This is a genomic window from Clostridioides sp. ES-S-0010-02, from assembly GCA_020641055.1.
Lineage (GTDB): Bacteria > Bacillota > Clostridia > Peptostreptococcales > Peptostreptococcaceae > Clostridioides.
The window spans coordinates 3914560-3933620 of record CP067345.1; the positions used below are offsets into that span (position 1 = coordinate 3914560).

The 19061-nt window shown below is 30.3% G+C and carries 18 protein-coding genes; 4 read left to right on the plus strand and 14 right to left on the minus strand.

Going from position 1 to position 19061, the window contains the following annotated elements; genetic code table 11:
- Positions 1-4: 4 nt before the first annotated feature.
- From JJC01_18175 to JJC01_18190, 4 genes are read right to left on the minus strand one after another with little or no spacing between them, the layout of a single operon-like run.
- Positions 5-199, minus strand: a complete 195-nt coding sequence (locus JJC01_18175; GenBank protein UDN58059.1) for a hypothetical protein — start codon at positions 197-199, stop codon at positions 5-7.
- A gap of 7 nt (positions 200-206) precedes the next feature.
- Entirely contained in the window at positions 207-1559 is a 1353-nt protein-coding gene (rlmD, locus tag JJC01_18180) for a 23S rRNA (uracil(1939)-C(5))-methyltransferase RlmD (GenBank protein UDN58060.1), read from the minus strand.
- 32 nt (positions 1560-1591) lie between these two features.
- Positions 1592-2314 carry an rRNA pseudouridine synthase gene (locus JJC01_18185; protein ID UDN58061.1) on the minus strand — a complete coding sequence of 241 codons (723 nt, stop codon included), beginning with the start codon at positions 2312-2314 and terminating at the stop codon, positions 1592-1594.
- Positions 2314-2643, minus strand: coding sequence for a DUF1904 domain-containing protein (locus tag JJC01_18190; protein ID UDN58062.1), 330 nt, complete (start codon positions 2641-2643; stop codon positions 2314-2316). Before JJC01_18190 ends, JJC01_18185 begins: the two co-directional genes overlap by 1 nt.
- A 203-nt stretch (positions 2644-2846) precedes the next feature.
- Here JJC01_18190 and fba point away from each other — a divergent pair, with 203 nt between their 5' ends.
- On the plus strand, positions 2847-3773 hold the full coding sequence (gene fba / locus JJC01_18195; GenBank protein ID UDN58063.1) for a class II fructose-1,6-bisphosphate aldolase: 927 nt from the start codon (positions 2847-2849) through the stop codon (positions 3771-3773).
- A 147-nt stretch (positions 3774-3920) separates the two neighbouring features.
- On the opposite strand, the gene JJC01_18200 is transcribed toward fba, so the two are convergent.
- From JJC01_18200 to hadA, 8 genes are all read right to left on the minus strand, one after another.
- Complete coding sequence (locus JJC01_18200) at positions 3921-5552, minus strand: sigma 54-interacting transcriptional regulator (GenBank protein ID UDN58064.1); 1632 nt, start codon at positions 5550-5552, stop codon at positions 3921-3923.
- Positions 5553-6029: 477 nt separating this feature from the next.
- Positions 6030-7067, minus strand: a complete 1038-nt coding sequence (locus JJC01_18205) for an electron transfer flavoprotein subunit alpha/FixB family protein (protein ID UDN58065.1) — start codon at positions 7065-7067, stop codon at positions 6030-6032.
- Positions 7068-7085: 18 nt separating this feature from the next.
- Positions 7086-7871 carry an electron transfer flavoprotein subunit beta/FixA family protein gene (locus tag JJC01_18210; GenBank protein UDN58066.1) on the minus strand — a complete coding sequence of 262 codons (786 nt, stop codon included), beginning with the start codon at positions 7869-7871 and terminating at the stop codon, positions 7086-7088.
- 32 nt (positions 7872-7903) lie between these two features.
- Entirely contained in the window at positions 7904-9037 is a 1134-nt protein-coding gene (locus JJC01_18215) for an acyl-CoA dehydrogenase family protein (GenBank protein UDN58067.1), read from the minus strand.
- A gap of 47 nt (positions 9038-9084) precedes the next feature.
- A complete protein-coding gene (hadC, locus tag JJC01_18220) occupies positions 9085-10212 on the minus strand; it encodes a (R)-2-hydroxyisocaproyl-CoA dehydratase subunit beta (protein UDN58068.1) in 1128 nt (375 codons plus the stop codon).
- On the minus strand, positions 10212-11438 hold the full coding sequence (gene hadB / locus JJC01_18225) for a (R)-2-hydroxyisocaproyl-CoA dehydratase subunit HadB (GenBank protein ID UDN58069.1): 1227 nt from the start codon (positions 11436-11438) through the stop codon (positions 10212-10214). Before hadB ends, hadC begins: the two co-directional genes overlap by 1 nt.
- Positions 11439-11452: 14 nt before the next feature.
- The gene (gene hadI, locus JJC01_18230; protein UDN58070.1) at positions 11453-12253 is read right to left on the minus strand and encodes a 2-hydroxyisocaproyl-CoA dehydratase activator HadI; all 801 of its coding nucleotides are present in this window, start codon (positions 12251-12253) and stop codon (positions 11453-11455) included.
- 38 nt (positions 12254-12291) lie between these two features.
- Positions 12292-13491, minus strand: coding sequence for an isocaprenoyl-CoA:2-hydroxyisocaproate CoA-transferase HadA (gene hadA, locus JJC01_18235; GenBank protein UDN58071.1), 1200 nt, complete (start codon positions 13489-13491; stop codon positions 12292-12294).
- Positions 13492-14179: 688 nt separating this feature from the next.
- On the opposite strand from hadA, the gene JJC01_18240 reads away from it, so the two are divergent.
- From JJC01_18240 to JJC01_18250, 3 genes are all read left to right on the plus strand, one after another.
- On the plus strand, positions 14180-15178 hold the full coding sequence (locus tag JJC01_18240; GenBank protein UDN58072.1) for a D-2-hydroxyacid dehydrogenase: 999 nt from the start codon (positions 14180-14182) through the stop codon (positions 15176-15178).
- Between the two features lie 371 nt (positions 15179-15549).
- Positions 15550-16077, plus strand: a complete 528-nt coding sequence (locus JJC01_18245; GenBank protein UDN58073.1) for a TIGR04002 family protein — start codon at positions 15550-15552, stop codon at positions 16075-16077.
- A 26-nt stretch (positions 16078-16103) separates the two neighbouring features.
- Entirely contained in the window at positions 16104-16700 is a 597-nt protein-coding gene (locus tag JJC01_18250) for a TIGR04100 family radical SAM protein (GenBank protein ID UDN58074.1), read from the plus strand.
- 484 nt (positions 16701-17184) lie between these two features.
- Here JJC01_18250 and JJC01_18255 read toward each other — a convergent pair whose 3' ends face one another.
- Both JJC01_18255 and JJC01_18260 read right to left on the minus strand, forming a co-directional pair.
- Positions 17185-18048 carry an EamA family transporter gene (locus JJC01_18255; protein ID UDN58075.1) on the minus strand — a complete coding sequence of 288 codons (864 nt, stop codon included), beginning with the start codon at positions 18046-18048 and terminating at the stop codon, positions 17185-17187.
- Positions 18049-18119: 71 nt separating this feature from the next.
- Positions 18120-19052, minus strand: coding sequence for a hypothetical protein (locus tag JJC01_18260; protein ID UDN58076.1), 933 nt, complete (start codon positions 19050-19052; stop codon positions 18120-18122).
- Positions 19053-19061: the final 9 nt, after the last annotated feature.

Genomic DNA, 19061 nt, shown 5'->3' on the forward strand with positions numbered 1-19061 from the left:
AAAATCAAATCCAGCCTATGCAACAATTATCAAATCCACATTTATCCTTTATCTGTGCTATATAAAGATTCTTTACATTAAAGCCGTATTCCTGCTTTATCCACTCACGAATCTCTTTATATGTAGCACTTCCACGCATACCCTTTAAATACTCTGAATCCTTTTGTTCATAGTCGAATATAAGAATATTGAATATCATCAGCATTTTACCTATCTAAAAGAACTACAGTCTCGCAATGTGGAGTATTTGGGAACATATCCATACACTTGACCAATTTAATCTCATAACCATAACTCTTAAAATCAACCAAATCAACAACCAAAGACTTAGGATTACAAGAAATATAAACAATCTCCTCCGCACCAAATCCACAAATATCTCTAATAGCATCCTTATGAATCCCTGGTCTAGGAGGGTCAACAATAATTAAATCAGGCTTATCCTTTAAATCTTTAACAACCTTAGCAACATCTCCAGCAATAAACTCACAATTAGTAAGTCCATTTAACTTGGCATTCTCATTAGCCGCAGCAACAGCTTCCTCAACTATTTCAATACCATACACCTTCTTAGCTGCACCAGCCATAACCTGTCCAATAGAGCCAGTCCCACTATATAAATCAAATACAACCTTATCATTGTAATTTCCAATAAAATCTCTGGCAATACTATAAAGAACCTCTGCTCCTTTAGTATTGGTTTGGAAAAATGAAAATGGAGAAATCTTAAATTTAAGCCCTAAAATTTCCTCTTGTATATAATCTCTTCCATATAAAACTCTTAACTCATCACATTGAACAGCATCTGCTAGACCATCATTAATAGTGTGAAGTACACCTACCAACTCAGCTTTTAAATTAAGTTCTAAAAGCATGTCCTTAAATTCATTCATATTAAAATCTTCCTGAGAAGAAGTAACTATATTAACCATAATCTCATTAGTATAAATCCCTTTTCTAACTACAAGATGTCTTAAATATCCCTTGTGATTCATTGTTCTATAATAAGGAAGATTTTTTTCATTGAAAAATTCTACACTAGATACTAATACTTTTGAGAAGTCTTCATCAACTAACATACATTCTTCAACAGTTTGTATATCTATATGCTTTCCTTTTTTATGAAGTCCTAATGTTAAAGGTCCATTTTTTACTTCATCTCCAAAAGTATATTCCATTTTATTTCTATAGTACTTGTTTTCAGGACTTCCTTCTATTCCCAAAAACTGAAACCCAAATAAGTCTTGCTTTAAAAATAAATCCATAACTTGTTTTTCTTTTATTTCTAATTGCTTTTCATATGGCACTGATAGTAATGTACATCCTCCACATTCTCTAAAGTGCTTACAAGGTGTTTCGGTTTCAAGAGGTGAATATTCAAGTAACTCCATCATCTTAACTTCTGCTTTTTTGCTTCTAACTTTTTTAACAGCAGCTTTTACCTTTTGACCACTTATTCCGCCCTTCATATGGATAACTCTATCTCCAACTTGGCTTAAGGATGTGCCTCCAAACTCCATTTTATCTACTTCAAATTCTATAATATCCTTTTTCTTCACAAATTCTCCTCCAATTTACTATAGTATCTTTATTATCTTTCTTCAATCAATTTTACTTCTTCATCTGTTAACTCTCTATATTCGCCTAACTCTAAACTTTCATCCAACTTTAAATTACCCATAGACAATCTTTTTAAGTATACTACTTTTTTATCTACGCTTTCAAACATTCTTTTAACTTGGTGAAATTTACCTTCATGTATTGTAAGTTCTATCTCTGATTCCTCATCACTCTTTAATATTTTTAACTGAGATGCCATAGTTTTGTACCCATCATCAAGTACTACTCCTTCTGCAAAAGCTTCTACATCTTTTTCAGTCACTATCCCATCAATTTTTGCATAATAAGTCTTAGGCACATGCTTCTTAGGCGATAAAACTCTGTGAGAAAGCTTCCCATCATTAGTTAAAACTAACAATCCCTCTGTGTCTTTGTCTAATCTTCCAACAGGAAATGGCTCAAATGCTAAGTATGATACATCAATCAAATCTAAAACTGTTGGGTCGTATTTATCTGTAGTTGCTGATATATATCCATCTGGTTTATTCATCATTAAATATATATATTCTCTATAGAAAACTTCTTCTCCATTGAATAATATTTCATCGTTTTCAGTATCCACTTGAGTCCCTGGGTTTGAAACTTCACTTCCATTTACTACTACAGAACCTTGCTTACAATATTTCTTTATCTCACTTCTACTTCCATAACCTAAGTTTGAAAGAATTTTATCTATACGTTGCTTCTTAGCCATTAAAAATGTTCTCCATTCTCATAATATTTTTCTTTTTCAAATAATGTAAATGCTAAATCCATACTTTCAACATCTAAATTATTTCTTATACTATCAGTTATTATTCTTGCTACTGTATCTTGTACTTCTTGTCCTCTATCAAACCATGCTATCTCAACAAAAGGATACACTTCTGCTATTTTACCATCTCTTATTGCAACTGATTTTATACATTCTATCTCAAAGTAATCTCTTGGACATTTTACAGCTTCAACTAAAGCATCTATCATTTTTTCACTTATTTTACATATATCATTTTCATGAATTCCTCTTATCTTTATCTGTGGCATATTGACTCCTTTATTTAACCCTTCTTTATTTTAATTCTTCCTAAATTGTTTCTATTCTTTATTATTCTGCCTAATCCTATTATCTTCTATTTAACATTATACTTGTAATTTATAGTTATTACAATTTACTATGTACTTTTTTTGATTTAACGTTATAATATAAGTGATGGGTAAATTTTAAAAGTTAATAGGAGGAGTTTAAAATGGCATTAATTAATACAAAAGAAATGTTTAAAAAAGCTTACGAAGGTGGATTTGCTATAGGTGCATTTAACATAAGTGACTTAGAACAATTACAAGGTGTTTTAAAAGCTGCTAAAGCTAAAAATTCTTATGTTATGATACAAGCTTCTATGTCAGCTGTTAAATATGCTGGACCTCATACTTTAGTTGAGATGGTTAAAGCTGCTTCTGATGAAATAGGTGTAGATGTAGCTCTTCACTTAGATCATGGTCCAAATATGGATGCTATTAAAACTTGTATTGATGCTGGTTTCTCTTCAGTTATGATAGATGGATCTCATTTTGACTTTGAAGAAAATGTTAAAATAACTAAAGAAGCTGTTGAATATGCACACTCTAAAGGTGTTGTTGTTGAAGCAGAACTTGGTGTTTTAGCTGGAACAGAAGATGATGTTACTTCTGATGTTCATAAATATACTCAACCTGCTGAAGCAGTTGAATTTGTTGAAAGAACAGGAGTTGATTCATTAGCAATAGCTATAGGAACTTCTCATGGTGCTTTCAAATTCAAAGGAGAAGCTAAATTAAGATTCGATATACTAGAAGAAATCCAAAGCAAATTACCAGGTTTCCCAATAGTTCTTCATGGTGCATCTGCTGTTGACCAAAACGCTGTTGCTACATGTAATGAATTTGGTGGAAATATAGCTGGAGCTAAAGGTGTACCTGTAGACATGTTAAGAAAAGCATCTTCTATGGCTGTTTGTAAAATAAACATGGATACTGACTTAAGACTAGCTATGACTGCTGCTGTTAGAAAATTCTTAGCTGAAAATCCAAAAGAATTTGACCCAAGAAAATACATTGGTGCTGGTAGAGATGCTATACAAGCTGTAGTTGAAAGTAAAATAGATGATGTTTTAGGTTCTGCTAACTCTATAAACTAATATAACTTTTAAATATTTATAAAAGAAAAGAGATGACTTAGAGTAATTAAATTTATTTCTAAGCCATCTCTTTTAAGTTGTATATAGGTTATGTATTTAAAAATATATTTTTTTATAAAATTAATTAATATAGCATATAATTATCTACTAAACACGAATATATCCGCTTTTTATCTTTCTATGTATTGTAGAAGGATATATGCCTATCACTTCGGCTGCCTTTGTTATTGAACCATATTTATTTATAGCCTTACTTATCATTATTTGGTCTACCATTTTATATGCATCATTCAGATTCATAATTCCATTTACCACTATTGGTGATAAATCATTTGATTCGTTATCAATCATATCCAGATTTATAAGCATATTAAATTCATCTTCTCCAATTACGTTTTTGGCTGATAATACTACAAATCTTTCAATAATATTTTTTAACTCTCTTATATTTCCTGGCCAAGAGTATTCTTCCAATAATTCAATAACCTTAGGTGAAACTTCTACTTCTCTATTGTACTTATCATTATAAAGTTTTAGGAAGTAGTCCACTAATGGAACTATATCTTCTTTTCTCTCTCTAAGTGGTGGTATCTTTACTGGAATAACACTCAATCTATAGTATAAATCTTGTCTAAATTTAAGGTTGTTTCTAAGGTCCTCATGAGAAATATTAGTGGCACTTATATATCTAACATCTATCTTTATAGGTTTACTCCCACCAATTCTAGTAATTGTGTTTTCTTGTATAACTCTAAGTAATTTTTTTTGCATTTGCATTGGCAATTCACCTATTTCATCCAAGAATATAGTTCCACCATTTGCTTCTTCAAAAAGTCCTTTTTTACCCTTTTTCTTAGCTCCAGTAAAAGAACCTTCTTCATATCCAAAAAACTCTGATTCCAATAATTCATTTGGTATAGCCCCACAGTTTATAGCTATAAAAGGCTTTTCCCTTCTTGAACTATACTTATATATTGTCCTAGCTATAATTTCTTTTCCTACGCCTGATTCTCCATTTATAAATATAGAAGAATCTGATGCTGCAGCTCTTTTGACAACTTTTTTTATATTGTCCATAGTCTTACTTTGGCTTATATACTCTGTATCTTCTGATACATCACTATATCTTATCTGAGATTCAAGTTTAATAACCCTTGATATATCTCTTCCTGTAAGTACTCCTCCTGTAAGTTTTCCTTTTGAGTCCCATATTGGAACGGCTGTATAAGCGATAAGCTTTCCATCAGGATAAACAATATTTCTATAAATCTTTTTCTTTACCTTAAGCATATTTAATATTATTGGTTCTTCAACTAACCCCTGTCTGACAAGATCTGTTATATTTCTACCAAGTACTTCAGTTCTTTTAAAAGGTAAAATCTCATCACTGACAGTATTCATCTTTTCAATTACTCCATCTTTGTTAAATACAACGACAACTTCATCTATATGTTCTATTATATCCTCAACTATTTTGTCAGATATTACAGACTTCTCAAATAAATAAACTATGTTATTTTCATTATCATTATCTTTCATATTATAAATATGTGCAGTCATTCTTAATTCTCTAAAAGCTATTTTCTTTTTATTATTCACCAGTATATCTTTTTTGTCAAAATTTGAATCTAATTCATTTATATTTTTAGGTCTTTTTATATCGAGAAAGCTAAAAATATTATCTATTAGATGATTACAGTATATTATTTCGCCTGACTCTTTGCATAAAATAACTGGATTTTCTACATGTTCTATAAGCCCTATCAAATTATTATCCATCAATATTCGCACCTTTCATTAAGTAATTTATTGAACTACATACAAAATTTATTGTTTGCTTACAATAAATACTATTAGCACATACAACCAACTCCTTATTTGTCTTTTTTTAATATCTTGCTTCATTAAAATACAACTTACAGATAATTTTAATGGTCATAGTTTGTTAAAAATTTCATTTTGCTTTTAATTGTATTTTATCACATATTCGGTAATTATTTGTCTGTTTAACACAATTTAATTAAAATTAGTGCTTATTTTTGAAAATAAAGATAATCCTTATAGAATATGACTCACATTTTGTAAGTAATATACATATAAGGATTATCTAGATATCTTGTATTATAAAATTTTATTCAAACAGACTTTTTAATAACTGACAAATACAATTTAGTAATAACCATATTATGTAATAATATTTATGTTACTAACTAATAAGGCTTATTTCATCAGTAATATTTAGGTACTTGTTACCTATTAAGCTTTTATAGCTTCTAATAAATCATCAACGCTATCTAATTTATCTATAAGCATTGGAACTATTTCATGTAAGTCACCAACTACTCCATAATCAGCAATTTCTAATATTGGAGCTGCTGGGTTTTTGTTTATAGCAATTATGAAATCTGATGATTGCATACCTGCTAAATGTTGTATTGCTCCTGATATACCACAAGCTATGTATAGGTTTGGTTTAACAGTAGTTCCTGTTTGACCTACTTGGTGAGAATGGTCTATCCATCCAGCATCTACAGCTGCACGAGAAGAACCAACTACTCCACCTAATTTGTCAGCTAATTGTTTAAGCATTTCAAATCCTTCAGGTCCACCTAATCCTAGACCACCTGATACTATAACATTTGCATCTGTAAGAGATACTAAATCTTTTTTACTCTTAACTGTTTCTAAAACAGTAGTTCTTATATCATCTTGAGTTATTTTGTAATCTAATGCTATAACTTCACCAGTTCTTGTTTCGTCTTTTTCAGCTTTATCCATAACTCCAGGTCTAACTGTAGACATTTGAGGTCTATGGTTTGGACAAATGATTGTAGCCATTATGTTTCCACCAAATGCTGGACGAGTTTGTTTTATTTTCTTATCTTCTGGGTCTATTTCTAGTTTAGTACAGTCTGCTGTTAATCCAGTTCCTACTCTTGAAGCTATTCTAGGTGCTAAGTCTCTACCTATATGAGTTGCTCCGAAAAGCATTATTTCTGGTTTTATTTCATCTATTGCATCTTTTATTACTTTTGTATATGCATCAGTTGTATATTTTTCTAAAAGAGCATCGTCTGCAACATAAACTTTATCAGCTCCATAAGAAATTAATTCTTTAGCTAATCCATCAACATCTTTTCCTAATAATACTGCACAAAGTTCTGCATCTACTTCTTTAGCTAATTTTCTTCCTTCTCCTAATAATTCGATAACTACTGGAGTTATTTTTCCATCTCTTTGCTCTGCAAATATCCATACGTTTTTATAAGAACTTAAATCTTTTATATCATTCATAGTTTGTACTCCTCCAACTTATATAATGTGCTTTTGTTTTAGACCTATTATTATTTTGTTAGCTATTTCGTCAGCTTTACCTTCTAAGATTTCTCCTTTTCCTCTTGGCTCAGGAGTAAATGATCTAAATACTTTAGTTGGTGATGCTTTTAAGCCAACTTCTTCTTTATTTACGTCTAAATCATCAATTGTCCAAACTTTTACATCATGTTTATATGCTTTAACTATTTTATCAACAGACATATATCTAGGTGCATTTAATTCTTTTACTGCTGTTAAAAGTACAGGTGTACTTACTTTAATTAATTCATATCCATCTTCTAATTGTCTTTGAACTATTATGTCTTTTCCTTCTATTTTGAAGTCTTGTACATATGTAACTTGAGGAATGTTTAATTTTTCTGCAATTTGTGGTCCAACTTGTGCAGTATCTCCATCTATTGCTTGTCTTCCTGCAAATATTATATCATAGTCACCTATTTTAGATATTCCTGCTGCGATAGTATTTGATGTAGCCCAAGTATCAGCTCCTCCAAATGCTCTATCACTTAATAATATTGCATCATCAGCCCCCATAGCTAAACACTCTCTTAGCATAAAATCTGCTTGAGGAGGTCCCATTGTTATAACTGTTATAGTTACATCATCATGCTCATCTTTAATTTTTAATGCTTCTTCTAATGCATTTGCATCATCTGGGTTTAATATACTTGGAACTCCATCTCTTATAAGAGTACCTGTTTCTTTATTTATTCTTACTTCGTTAGTATCTGGAACTTGTTTTACGCAAACTAATATTTTCAAAGTCTATACCTCCAATTTCATTAGATTATTTATTATTTTAATACGTTTGATGAAATTACCATTTTTTGAACTTCTGATGTTCCTTCGTATATTGATACGATTCTAGCATCTCTGTACATTCTTTCGATTTCATAATCTTTTATGAATCCATATCCACCGTGAAGTTGTAATGCTTTATAAGCAACTTCATTTGCAACTTCTGCTGCATAGTATTTAGCCATTGCAGATTCTTGAGCAACTCTCATTCCTGCATCTCTCTTTTGTGCTGCATCATAAACTAATCCTCTAGCTGCACAAACTTTTGTTTCCATATCAGCTATAGTAAATTGAGTATTTTGGAATTTAGCTATAGGCTTACCAAATTGAACTCTTTGTTTTGTATATTTAACAGCTTCATCTAAAGCACCTTGAGCAATTCCTAGAGCTAAGGCAGCAACACCTATTCTACCTACTTCTAGAGTACCCATTGCTATTTTAAATCCATTACCTTCTTTTCCTATAAGGTTTTCTTTTGGAACTTTAACATTTTCAAATATTAAGTCAGAAGTTTCAGTTCCTCTTATACCCATCTTATCTTCATGAGCTCCTGTTGAGAAACCATCCCATTTGCTTTCTACTATAAATGCTGATGTTCCTCTAAGACCTTTAGATCTATCTGTAACTGCTATTACTATAGCTATATCGCAGAATGGTCCATTAGTTATGAAAGTTTTTCTACCATTTAATATGTAGTGGTCTCCTACTAATTCTGCTGTAGTTTGTTGTCCACCAGCATCAGAACCAGCTCCTGGCTCAGTTAAACCAAATGCTCCTATTAACTCACCTGTTGCTAAACCTCTTAAGTATTTTTGTTTTTGCTCTTCAGTACCATTGTAAAGTATTGGTAATGTAGCAAGAGAAGAACCAGCTGTAACGAAAGTAGCTGTTGAAGCACATCTTCTAGCTATTTCTTCCATTATGATAGCGTAAGAAACATATCCTGCTCCCCCACCACCATATTCTTCTGGGATATTACTGCTTATAAATTTTGTTTCAGCTAATTTTTTGATTAATTCCTTAGGCATTACACCTGTTTTATCCATTTCTGCTGGTAAAGTATCTAATTCTTTACTAACAAAATCTCTTACTGCTTTTCTTAAAAGTTCTTGTTCTTTGTTATATAACATAGCTTCCTCCAATTTTCATATTTTATAGTAAATTTATTTTAATGAACTTAAGCTAAACTCATCATCTCAGCAAAAGTTTGAATACGAGTTCTTGCTTGTTCATTATTCTGAGTTTGTTGGTCAATTTCAACATATAAAGTAGGTATTCCACTATCTTCTATATCTTTCTTAACTAAAGGATAATCGTATTCTTCTGGGTCACAGAATTTCATCATACAGAAGATAACACCATCTACATCTTTCTTTTTAACTTCATCTACTATAAGTGACCCACGTTTTTTCTTAGGGTCATAAGCTAATGAACAACCTTCTATGTTTGACCATTGTCTTGCTAATCTTTCTAATGCATCATCACCTGCAGGTACATCTGTTCTGAATTGTCTTGTTTCTTGAGCTAAATCATCAGCTACTACTGCTATATTATTGTCTTCTAAAATATCTAATATATCTTTAGAATCTGCTAATATACCTGTCAATAAAACTTTCTTTCCAGAACAGACTTCTTCTGGCATTGTGTTTAATTTTGCTATCAAATCTTTTACTAATTTAGTGTGTTCTTCTTTTCTCATAAAGAATCCACTTTTAATTACTAAGCTTCTTATTGATGGTTTTATAGTATTAGAATGTTTATAAGCTACTTCAACAAAGTCTCTCATAGTTTTTCTATGTTCATTGTAAATTTCTATACTTTCATGAATTTTTGCTTCTTCTATTTCATAACCACATATTTCTTCAAGTTCTCTTTTTACACCTTTGTATTCACTGATTAGGTATTTTACACCAGCTTCAAGTTTTCTGTTTTGTGGGTGTACTAATGATATATATTTTATGTGAGGTACTGCTGATTTCCAGTTTTGTCCTAAACAAATTAATGTGTCACACATACCTGGTATGATAACTCCAGATAATTCATCATATGCACCTTTTAATCCATACTCTAGACATGATTGCATTATTGAACATGCAAATGCAGGGAAATATTGTTTAGCTAAATCTAATTCTGTTTGTCCTCCCCATATACCAACTGGAAGCATTCCAGCTGCATGTATAATTTCTTCTGGGCAATAAACTGGGAAACAACCTATAGCTTTTTTACCAGTTGCATTTTTATATTCTTTTACAGCCTTATTTGGATTTTCAACTACTTCTTTCATTTTAGATAAAATAGCTTCCATTATATCTCACCTCTATTAAGTTTTTTTCTTTCTTCCATTACTTCAACTAAACCTTGAATTCTTGTTTCAAATTGAGCATTAGTAAAGGCTCTAGGGTCAGCTTGGTCACCATCAAATCCAGCATATGGTAATCCAGTTTCTTCAGCTGCTCTTCTTTGCATTTCATATTGTATTAAACTCATAAGTTTACAGCTTCTGTTCATATGATAGAATGCTCCATCACATTTACCCTCTACTAAAGAATCAACTCTATATTTTGTCATACGGTCTAAGTTTACATTGTTAAACATAGTACTGTATGCTACTGCCATTCCATCTAAATCATTAACTTCATATTGTAATGCCCAAGCATGTGGATAAACACTACCTGTCATATTAACTCCAAATTTAGCTAATGTTTTCATTTTATATCCAATATATGGCCAGCAAGGTATACCTTCCATCATTATTCTATACTTTTCTTCTCCTCTGAAAGAAGATTTTCCAGTTTTCATATTATCTTCTAACTCTTCTATAAGTAATTTAAATGCTTCTGTAGTTTCTTTTTTACCTCTAGCACAAACTATTACAGCCATATAAGTAAATAAATCAAATCCATTCATTGGTGAAGGAGAAGAATCTGCTGGTAAACTCATAGAATATTTCCATAGTCTTCCGTTCTCAGCTGATACTTTCATTACTTCTTCAAATTTCTTAGGGTCAAATTTCTTTCCTGATATAATTTCTAACTGTTTTATAGCCTCTTCAAATTGAGCTTTTATATAGTCTATTCTAGATTGAGTTACTTCATCTTCATTATTGAAAGTTGTATCAATCATTATTAAAGGTATATCTAATTCTCTTGAAATATTTTCATACCATTTTATAACTTGATTACATATATTATTACAGCAAAGTAGGAAATCTGGAGCTGGCATATCTAAAGCTTCACATCCACCATTTTCTAAAAGACCAAAGTTTGTTCTTGCATATGCACATAGGTCGATAGAATATCCTTTAGATTCAGCCATTTCACATAATTCTAAAGAACCTTTTTTAGCCGCTACCCCAGCTGCTTGATTTTCTGGATATAATACATTTAAGTCAAATACTTCTGCTAACTCTTGAGGAAATACTGATGTTGACCAACCTACAGGTCTTCCTTCTTCTTTAGCTTTAAATGCATTTGCATATTGTTCAGCTAATAAATCGTTTATTACTACTCTAGCTTCTTTTTTTTCAGACATTGTCATCCCTCTTTTTATATATTTTTCACTTCTTTTTGTGATTCTTTTGCTTCATCAAAAGCATATAATGCTGCTCCTAAAGCACCAGTTAATTGAGGTATATCAGGTACAATAATTTCTGTATTGATTTCTCTTGCCATAGCTCTTACAATTCCACTATTTCTGGCAACTCCACCAACCATTACTACGTTTCTTTGTACTCCTATTCTTTTTGCTAGGCTAGAAACTCTCTTTGCTACTGAAGTGTGAATACCTGCTACTATATCTTCAATTTTTGCATTTTCTGATAAGTGTGATATAACTTCAGATTCTGCAAACACTGTGCATGTACTACTTATTGATACTTCATTTTGAGAATTCATAGATATACTTCCGAGTTCAGATACATCAACCTCTATTATTTTTGCCATTACATCTAAAAATCTTCCTGTACCTGCAGCACATTTGTCATTCATAAGAAAGTTTAGTAATCTTCCATTCTTATCTAGCTTTAGTACTTTAGCATCTTGACCACCTATATCAATAATGGTTCTTGTTTCTGGAATTATGAAGTTTACTCCTCTAGCATGACAACTTAACTCACTTATCTGTTTGTCAGCATCAGAATATTTCATTCTCCCATATCCTGTAACTACTATTTTTTCAATGTCTTCTCTTCCAAGACCTGACTCACTGTATAATTTTTCCAAAACTCTTGATGGTCCAGTAGTCCCAGTACCAGAAGATATCGTAGCTGAAGCCACAATATCCTCTCCATCTTTTAAAATTACTCCCTTTGATGCAGTTGAACCTATATCTAATCCCATTGTATACATCTTTAGTATTCTCCTTTCCCAAAATCTAGAAATACTAATTAGTATCTTACAACTTTATCTTCTTTTAAGTTATTTATTTTTGATTCGTCATATCCTAAAGTTTTTAATACTTCTATAGTATGTTCCCCTACTTTTGGTGCTGGTGTATAATCTTTTATTCCTTCATTTCTAAACATAACTGGAGTATTAACTAAAACACCTGTATTTCCACTATCATATGTCTTCTTAAATAAGAAGTCATTTGCCCAAGCTTGTTCATCATCTAGTAAATCTTCACAGCTTTGGATTTTTTCAAATGGTAAGTCTGCTTCTTCTAATAAAACTGACCACTCATCTAATGTTTTTTCTAACATAGCTTCTCCAACTATCTTAACTAAATCTTCAATGTGATTAACCATTGAATCTATGTTGTTGTATCTATCATCTTCTAATATATATTCTCTATTTATAACCTTACAGAATTTGCCTAACCATTTATTGTATTGTATTAAAGCTAATTGAATCCATCTTCCATCTTTACATTTATATGTAGTCATTAATGGGCTGTTTGGATTTTCTCTTGATAAAGGCATTTCATTTCCATATTGTGCTGTTGTTATCATTGTTCCCATTCCATATATAGCTGTATGGAAAAGACTTACTGTTACTCTTTCACCTACACCAGTTTTTCCTTTTTTATGTAATGCTGCTAAACTTCCTGCTGCTAATGCTAGACCTGCATAGTGGTCACCAAATCCTGCTGCTGTATTTGCTGGAGATGTTCCTTTTTCCATTACAGATTGGCTAACTCCTCCTCTTGCAAAGTATGCAGTATAGTCAAATCCTGGTTTATCTTTTAAAGGTCCTTTTTCACCATATCCTAATATTTGAGCAAATATTAGTCCTGGATACTTATCTTTTATTTGGTCATAAGCTATACCCATTTTTTCTAATGCTTGAACTCTAACATTAGTTACAAATATGTCTGCTTCTGATATTAATTTATGTAATATTTCTATTCCTTCTTTTGATTTTATATTAATACTTACACCCTTCTTATTTCCATTTTCTAATTCAAACATAGGGTTTTCATCATCTGATGCTGGAGATTTAAATGTTCCACCCATAACTCTTATTCCATCACCTTCTATAGGCTCAACTTTAATAACATCTGCACCCCAGTCACCTAACATTTTTGCACAACATGGTGCTGCGATGAAACTTGAAAGTTCTACTACCTTAACTCCTTCTAAAAGCATAACGTTTTCCTCCTTAATAGTATCAATTATAAAAATTCAATTAAATCACATATAAAGTACTTTTTTCTGATATTAACTATTTGATGTCAAAGTTCCTAATCTTATTGAGATAACTTATAAAATTATTAAAAGTTATAAATGATTATTTTTTATATTTTTTATTGTCTTACACCTATATTGTTAAGCATTTATCGTGCCAACTTTATATTTAAGCAAAATATCGCTTGATTTGAATGTTTTTTAACAATATACAATTGCATTATTAATTTCATATCGTGGCATCATGCAACTCTCCATAGCATTTTGCCATTTTTTTTATGCCTTTAAAAGTTTTTTTTATATATTTTTTTATGAAAAAGCTTGACTTTTCAAAAAAAATTTTCATTGCTAAACTCAAAAACACATGCTATCATTGTAATTAATCAATTGATTAGTTAACTAATTTAAAACTTAGATAATTTTTTAATAATATTTAATCTAAAAAATAACAATTTCTTTGATAAATGTTTAGAGCAATTATTATCTTAAATAAAAAATAACTAAATATCAAAATAACACAGGGAAAACAATTTCAAAACTAAATTTTTAACCTTAAAAATTTTGTATAAAAATATAACCTTATATTGCTACATATTATTTCTAAATGAAAAATTACCATATAATTTAATAATTACAGGAGGGTATTGATATGAAAATACTAGTATTTGGAGCACGCGATTATGAAGAACCAGTAATAAAACAATGGTCTGAAGAACATAAGGATGTTCAAGTGGATATTTATCCTGAAAACATGACTGAAGAAAATGTAGTAAAAGCTAAAGGATATGATGGTATATCTATACAACAAACTAACTATATAGATAACCCTTATATTTATGAAACTTTAAAAGATGCTGGGGTTAAAGTTATAGCTTCAAGAACTGCAGGGATGGACATGATACATTTTGGTTTAGTTAATGAAAATGGACTTATTGTTACAAATGTTCCTTCTTATTCACCTAATGCAATAGCTGAATTAGCTGTTACTCAAGCTATGAACCTTTTAAGAAAGACTCCTTTAGTAAAGAAAAAAGTCTGTGAAGGTGACTATCGTTGGATAGCTGAACTTCTTGGAACAGAAGTTAGATCTATTACAGTTGGTGTTATAGGTACAGGAAAAATAGGTGCTACTTCTGCCAAATTATTCAAAGGCTTAGGAGCTAATGTAATTGCATTTGACCAATATCCAAATAAAGATTTAAATGATATATTAACTTATAAAGATTCTTTAGAAGACCTTCTTAAAGAAGCTGACCTTATAACATTACATACTCCTTTACTTGAAGGAACAAAACATATGATAAATAAAGATACTTTAGCTATAATGAAGGATGGCGCTTACATAGTAAATACTGGTCGTGGTGGTTTAATTAAGACAGGGGACTTAATAGAAGCACTAGAAGCTGGAAAAATAAGAGCTGCTGCCCTTGATACATTTGAAACTGAAGGATTATTCTTAAATAAAAAAATGAACCCAGGTGAATTAACTGACCCAGAAATCAACAAACTTCTTTCTATGGAGCAAGTTATATTTACTCATCACCTTGGATTCTTCACTAGTACAGCGATAGAAAATATAGTTTATTCTAGTTTAAGTAGTGCTGTAGATGTTATAAGCACAGGAACTGCTGCTAATAGAGTAAATTAGTATTTTATAAATATATTTTTTCATTAATTAGCTATTATCTAACAAAATAGCCTTTAATTTCCCAAATATAAGAGAGTCTATTCAATATACATTGAGTATGACTCTCTTATATTATTTTTCTTATTTTATATTATTTGTATACACCTACTATTTGTTATATTTTATATCAAATTTACAACAACCTTTCTAATTATCCTATTAAATTATCCCAATTACAATCTACTTTTCCATCAAAAGACTTTGAATGGGTACAATTCACTTTTTACCAGAAAAATACCAAACAAACTATGAAAATTGTATGATTAATATTAATATATTTATAAGAAAACATTACAAGAATACTAGTTTGGGATTTTTGAGGAGGGATTATATTGGAAAAAATGAATAAAGCTACTTCTAAAAAGACGACCTGCATCGTCACTTCAGCGCTATTTGCGTCTATAATATGTTTGACAATAGCTTATATATTACATATTCCAGTTGGTGGAAACAATGGATATGTTCATATAGGAGATGCCTTTATTTATCTAGCTGCAACTATTTTACCAACAAACTATGCTATAGCAGCCTCTGCAATAGGCGCTGGTCTAGCTGATTTATCTACAGGAGCTGCAATATGGGTAATACCAACTATAATTATAAAGCCAATACTCGTATTATTTTTCACTTCTAAAAGTGACAAGATAATAAATAAACGAAATATAATTGCTTCATTTGTAGCAGGCATAGTAGGTCTAGTTTTATATATGTTTGCTGAGGGAATAATTATTGGAAGCTTTACAAGTGCTTTTGTAATGAGTTTACTTGGTTTGTTACAGCCAATAGGAAGCTTTATTGTGTTTGTACTTCTAGGGATAGCACTTGATAAACTTGATTTTAAAAGACGTTATTTTAACTAAAAACTTAAATTTATGGAGGGAAAATTATGAATATCTTATATACAATTGAAAACAGTATCTATGTAAATATGACTAATACATGTCCATGTAGCTGTGTGTTTTGCATAAGAAATGAAAAAGATGAAGTAGCAAATAGTGGTAGCTTATGGTTAGAACACGAACCAAGTATTAATGAAGTAAAAGAAGCCTTTGACAAATATAATTTAGATGAATATGATGAAATTGTATTTTGTGGATATGGTGAACCACTAATGAGAATAAATGAATTAATAGAAGTTGCTAAATTTGTAAAAGGGAAAAGTAATATCAAAACAAGAATAAATACAAATGGTCTAAGTGATTTAATACACAATAAAAAAACTGCTATTATGTTAAAAGATGTGATAGATGCAGTATCAATAAGTCTTAATGCTCCAAATAAAGAAGCTTATAATAGAGTTACTCAACCAAAGTTTGGAGAAAAATCATTTGACTACATGTTAGATTTTGCAAAAGATTGCAAAGAATATATAAAAGAAGTTGCCTTTTCAGTAGTAGATGAAATATCTCCAGAGGAAATAGAAGAATCTAAACAATTAGCAAAAGAACTTGATATACCACTTAGAGTTAGACATAAAAACTAACAATTATAAATTAGTATTTAAAACCTTAATACAAAGTTGACATATGAAAATAGTTAACTATAGGTGGGTCTTTAAAATAACGTAATAAAACATTATCTATTTAGTTAATGTTTTATTACTTTTAATACCTTTCTTGATAACAGAATCATTCTTTGCTATAACCCACATGTAAGTCAGAAGAAATATGACTATGTCTAACAAGACCAGAAAACTTTTTAAGAAAATACATAAAAAATAGAAAAAATAGAAAGTAGTGAATTAGAGAAAAAACTTGATAATATTTCCTTTGCCTATGATGGTATGGAAATTATAGTCTGAAGCATTGAATAATAAGCACAATGAAAAGTCAGAAAATATTAATATATAGTTTGTCTAAAGTCTGAGCTGGTGCAAATTCTCTGCACCAGCTACAACATGTTTTACCCCATCATGTTTCTGTTTATCTAGCCCTTTATAGACTTCCATCATCTCTCTGATTTATCAATTAAAGCAATAACAACCATCCACCAATTAATATAAGAATTGAACCTGGTATTTTCTCCTTGATATTTTCTTTAAATATAAAGTGAGCAAGTATTAAGGTTATTATCATAGAAACTTGAGAAAATGGTTCTGCTATACTGAGTTCTAAATTATTTAAAGCAATTAATAATGCTAGATAAGAATATCCATTAATAGCACCACTTAAAATTGAAAGTCCCTTCTTATTACTAAATATTTCATAGATTACTCTTTGTTTCTTTTTAAATGCTAAAAAGACAAATAGATTTAATCCAACAAAAAAGTAAAGTATCGTTGAATATAGTATAGGAGATACTTGAACATAAAATGCCTTATCTAATACCCTTCCTACTGATTGAAAAAATATGTACAAAAACATCAATCTACATGGTAGATTATTTAGAATGGCAGATGCATTTTTTAATAAAGAACTTACATTTTTTAATATAAATACTCCACCTATCATAATTATAATTCCTGCAACTTTTGCTAAACTAAAACTTTCGCCTAAAAATACAACTGATAAAAGCAATAGAAATAGTGAGTTTAAACTGTTTATTGGAGTTACAAGTGAAACTTCACCAGTTGCTAGAGATGTTACATATGCTACTGACCCAATCGAATAAACTAAGCTACTTATATAGCATGGTATTAAAAAGGACCAATCTCCAACCTTACTCATTATACTAAATGGTAGTAAACATACTCCACCTATAAAGAAAAATAAAAATGATGAAGCTATATTTTTATAAATATCGCCTTCTTCATCACCTAATAATCTTACAACTACTCTTTCAAAGGCTAACAGCACTACTCTAATTAATAGTGCAAAATAAGATATTATCATTTTTGACCTCACTTAAAAATTAATCTGAATTACTGAATATACTTACTAAATCTCATTATTATAAATCAAATCTACCATATAGGCAAATCTTTTGGGTTTTTCAATATCTTATGTTTAAACACAGGTACCTTAAGCTTTTCCCCTAACTTACGACATTGTTCTTTATAAGTCCCCTTTAATTTATCATGAAAAACTATACCATCAATTCCACCATCAATACTGTCTACACACTTTTCTAATTTTTCAAATCCATCTTCATTATCATACATTCCACTTACAATCCATTGATTTGGTAATACATGCCCAATTGATATATTGTATTCTCCATTTTTTATAATGTCTGAAAAAGAATTTTCAAAGTGAACTCCTCCTACACACAGTAAAGTTTTTATAGGCTCATCACTATCAAATACTCTAATTAGAGACTTCGATAATACTTGTATTGCTGTCTTATTATTAAAACTATTACTATTACTTCCTATCTCAATATCTAACATAGGTACAGAATATTCTGTAATTAATTTAGCTACTTCACCATATGTAGTTCCAGACCAGTGAGTTGCTTCTGTTAATGTAGTGAATTCATCAAGGGAGTTTTCATTTTTTATATCTTCAATTGCATTAATTAAGTTTCTAAAATATTTTGGATTTGAATTTCCAAACTCGCCTGTTGGTACATCTCCAATAGTATGAGCGGTTAGAATATTTTCTGGAGCATGCTCTCCTTCATGCCAATTCACAACTCCTGCAAAATCAAAATCTTTGAAATACTTATTTAAAATTGGCAGATAATATTTATAATCATGACTTATTACATTTTCCGTTTTTACAAACTGGAATAAGTTATTGTTTTCATCTATAAATTCTAATACAAAGTTATCATCAACAATAATATCAGTCTGCTTTAAATCCATTACTTCCTCACAACAGTTAATTACATTTTTAGCCACTGGGTCTTTATCTAAATTATTACAAAAGAAGAAAACTGCTTTTTTGTTATTCATCTATAAATC

Bases quoted from the DNA above. Each gene is read 5' to 3' on its own strand.
- JJC01_18175 (UDN58059.1), bottom strand. From the start codon at position 199: ATGATATTCAATATTCTTATATTCGACTATGAACAAAAGGATTCAGAG.
- JJC01_18185 (UDN58061.1), bottom strand. From the start codon at position 2,314: ATGGCTAAGAAGCAACGTATAGATAAAATTCTTTCAAACTTAGGTTAT.
- JJC01_18190 (UDN58062.1), bottom strand. From the start codon at position 2,643: ATGCCACAGATAAAGATAAGAGGAATTCATGAAAATGATATATGTAAA.
- fba (UDN58063.1), top strand. From the start codon at position 2,847: ATGGCATTAATTAATACAAAAGAAATGTTTAAAAAAGCTTACGAAGGT.
- JJC01_18200 (UDN58064.1), bottom strand. From the start codon at position 5,552: ATGGATAATAATTTGATAGGGCTTATAGAACATGTAGAAAATCCAGTT.
- JJC01_18205 (UDN58065.1), bottom strand. From the start codon at position 7,067: ATGAATGATATAAAAGATTTAAGTTCTTATAAAAACGTATGGATATTT.
- JJC01_18215 (UDN58067.1), bottom strand. From the start codon at position 9,037: ATGTTATATAACAAAGAACAAGAACTTTTAAGAAAAGCAGTAAGAGAT.
- hadC (UDN58068.1), bottom strand. From the start codon at position 10,212: ATGGAAGCTATTTTATCTAAAATGAAAGAAGTAGTTGAAAATCCAAAT.
- hadB (UDN58069.1), bottom strand. From the start codon at position 11,438: ATGTCTGAAAAAAAAGAAGCTAGAGTAGTAATAAACGATTTATTAGCT.
- hadI (UDN58070.1), bottom strand. From the start codon at position 12,253: ATGTATACAATGGGATTAGATATAGGTTCAACTGCATCAAAGGGAGTA.
- hadA (UDN58071.1), bottom strand. From the start codon at position 13,491: ATGCTTTTAGAAGGAGTTAAGGTAGTAGAACTTTCAAGTTTCATCGCA.
- JJC01_18240 (UDN58072.1), top strand. From the start codon at position 14,180: ATGAAAATACTAGTATTTGGAGCACGCGATTATGAAGAACCAGTAATA.
- JJC01_18250 (UDN58074.1), top strand. From the start codon at position 16,104: ATGAATATCTTATATACAATTGAAAACAGTATCTATGTAAATATGACT.
- JJC01_18255 (UDN58075.1), bottom strand. From the start codon at position 18,048: ATGATAATATCTTATTTTGCACTATTAATTAGAGTAGTGCTGTTAGCC.
- JJC01_18260 (UDN58076.1), bottom strand. From the start codon at position 19,052: ATGAATAACAAAAAAGCAGTTTTCTTCTTTTGTAATAATTTAGATAAA.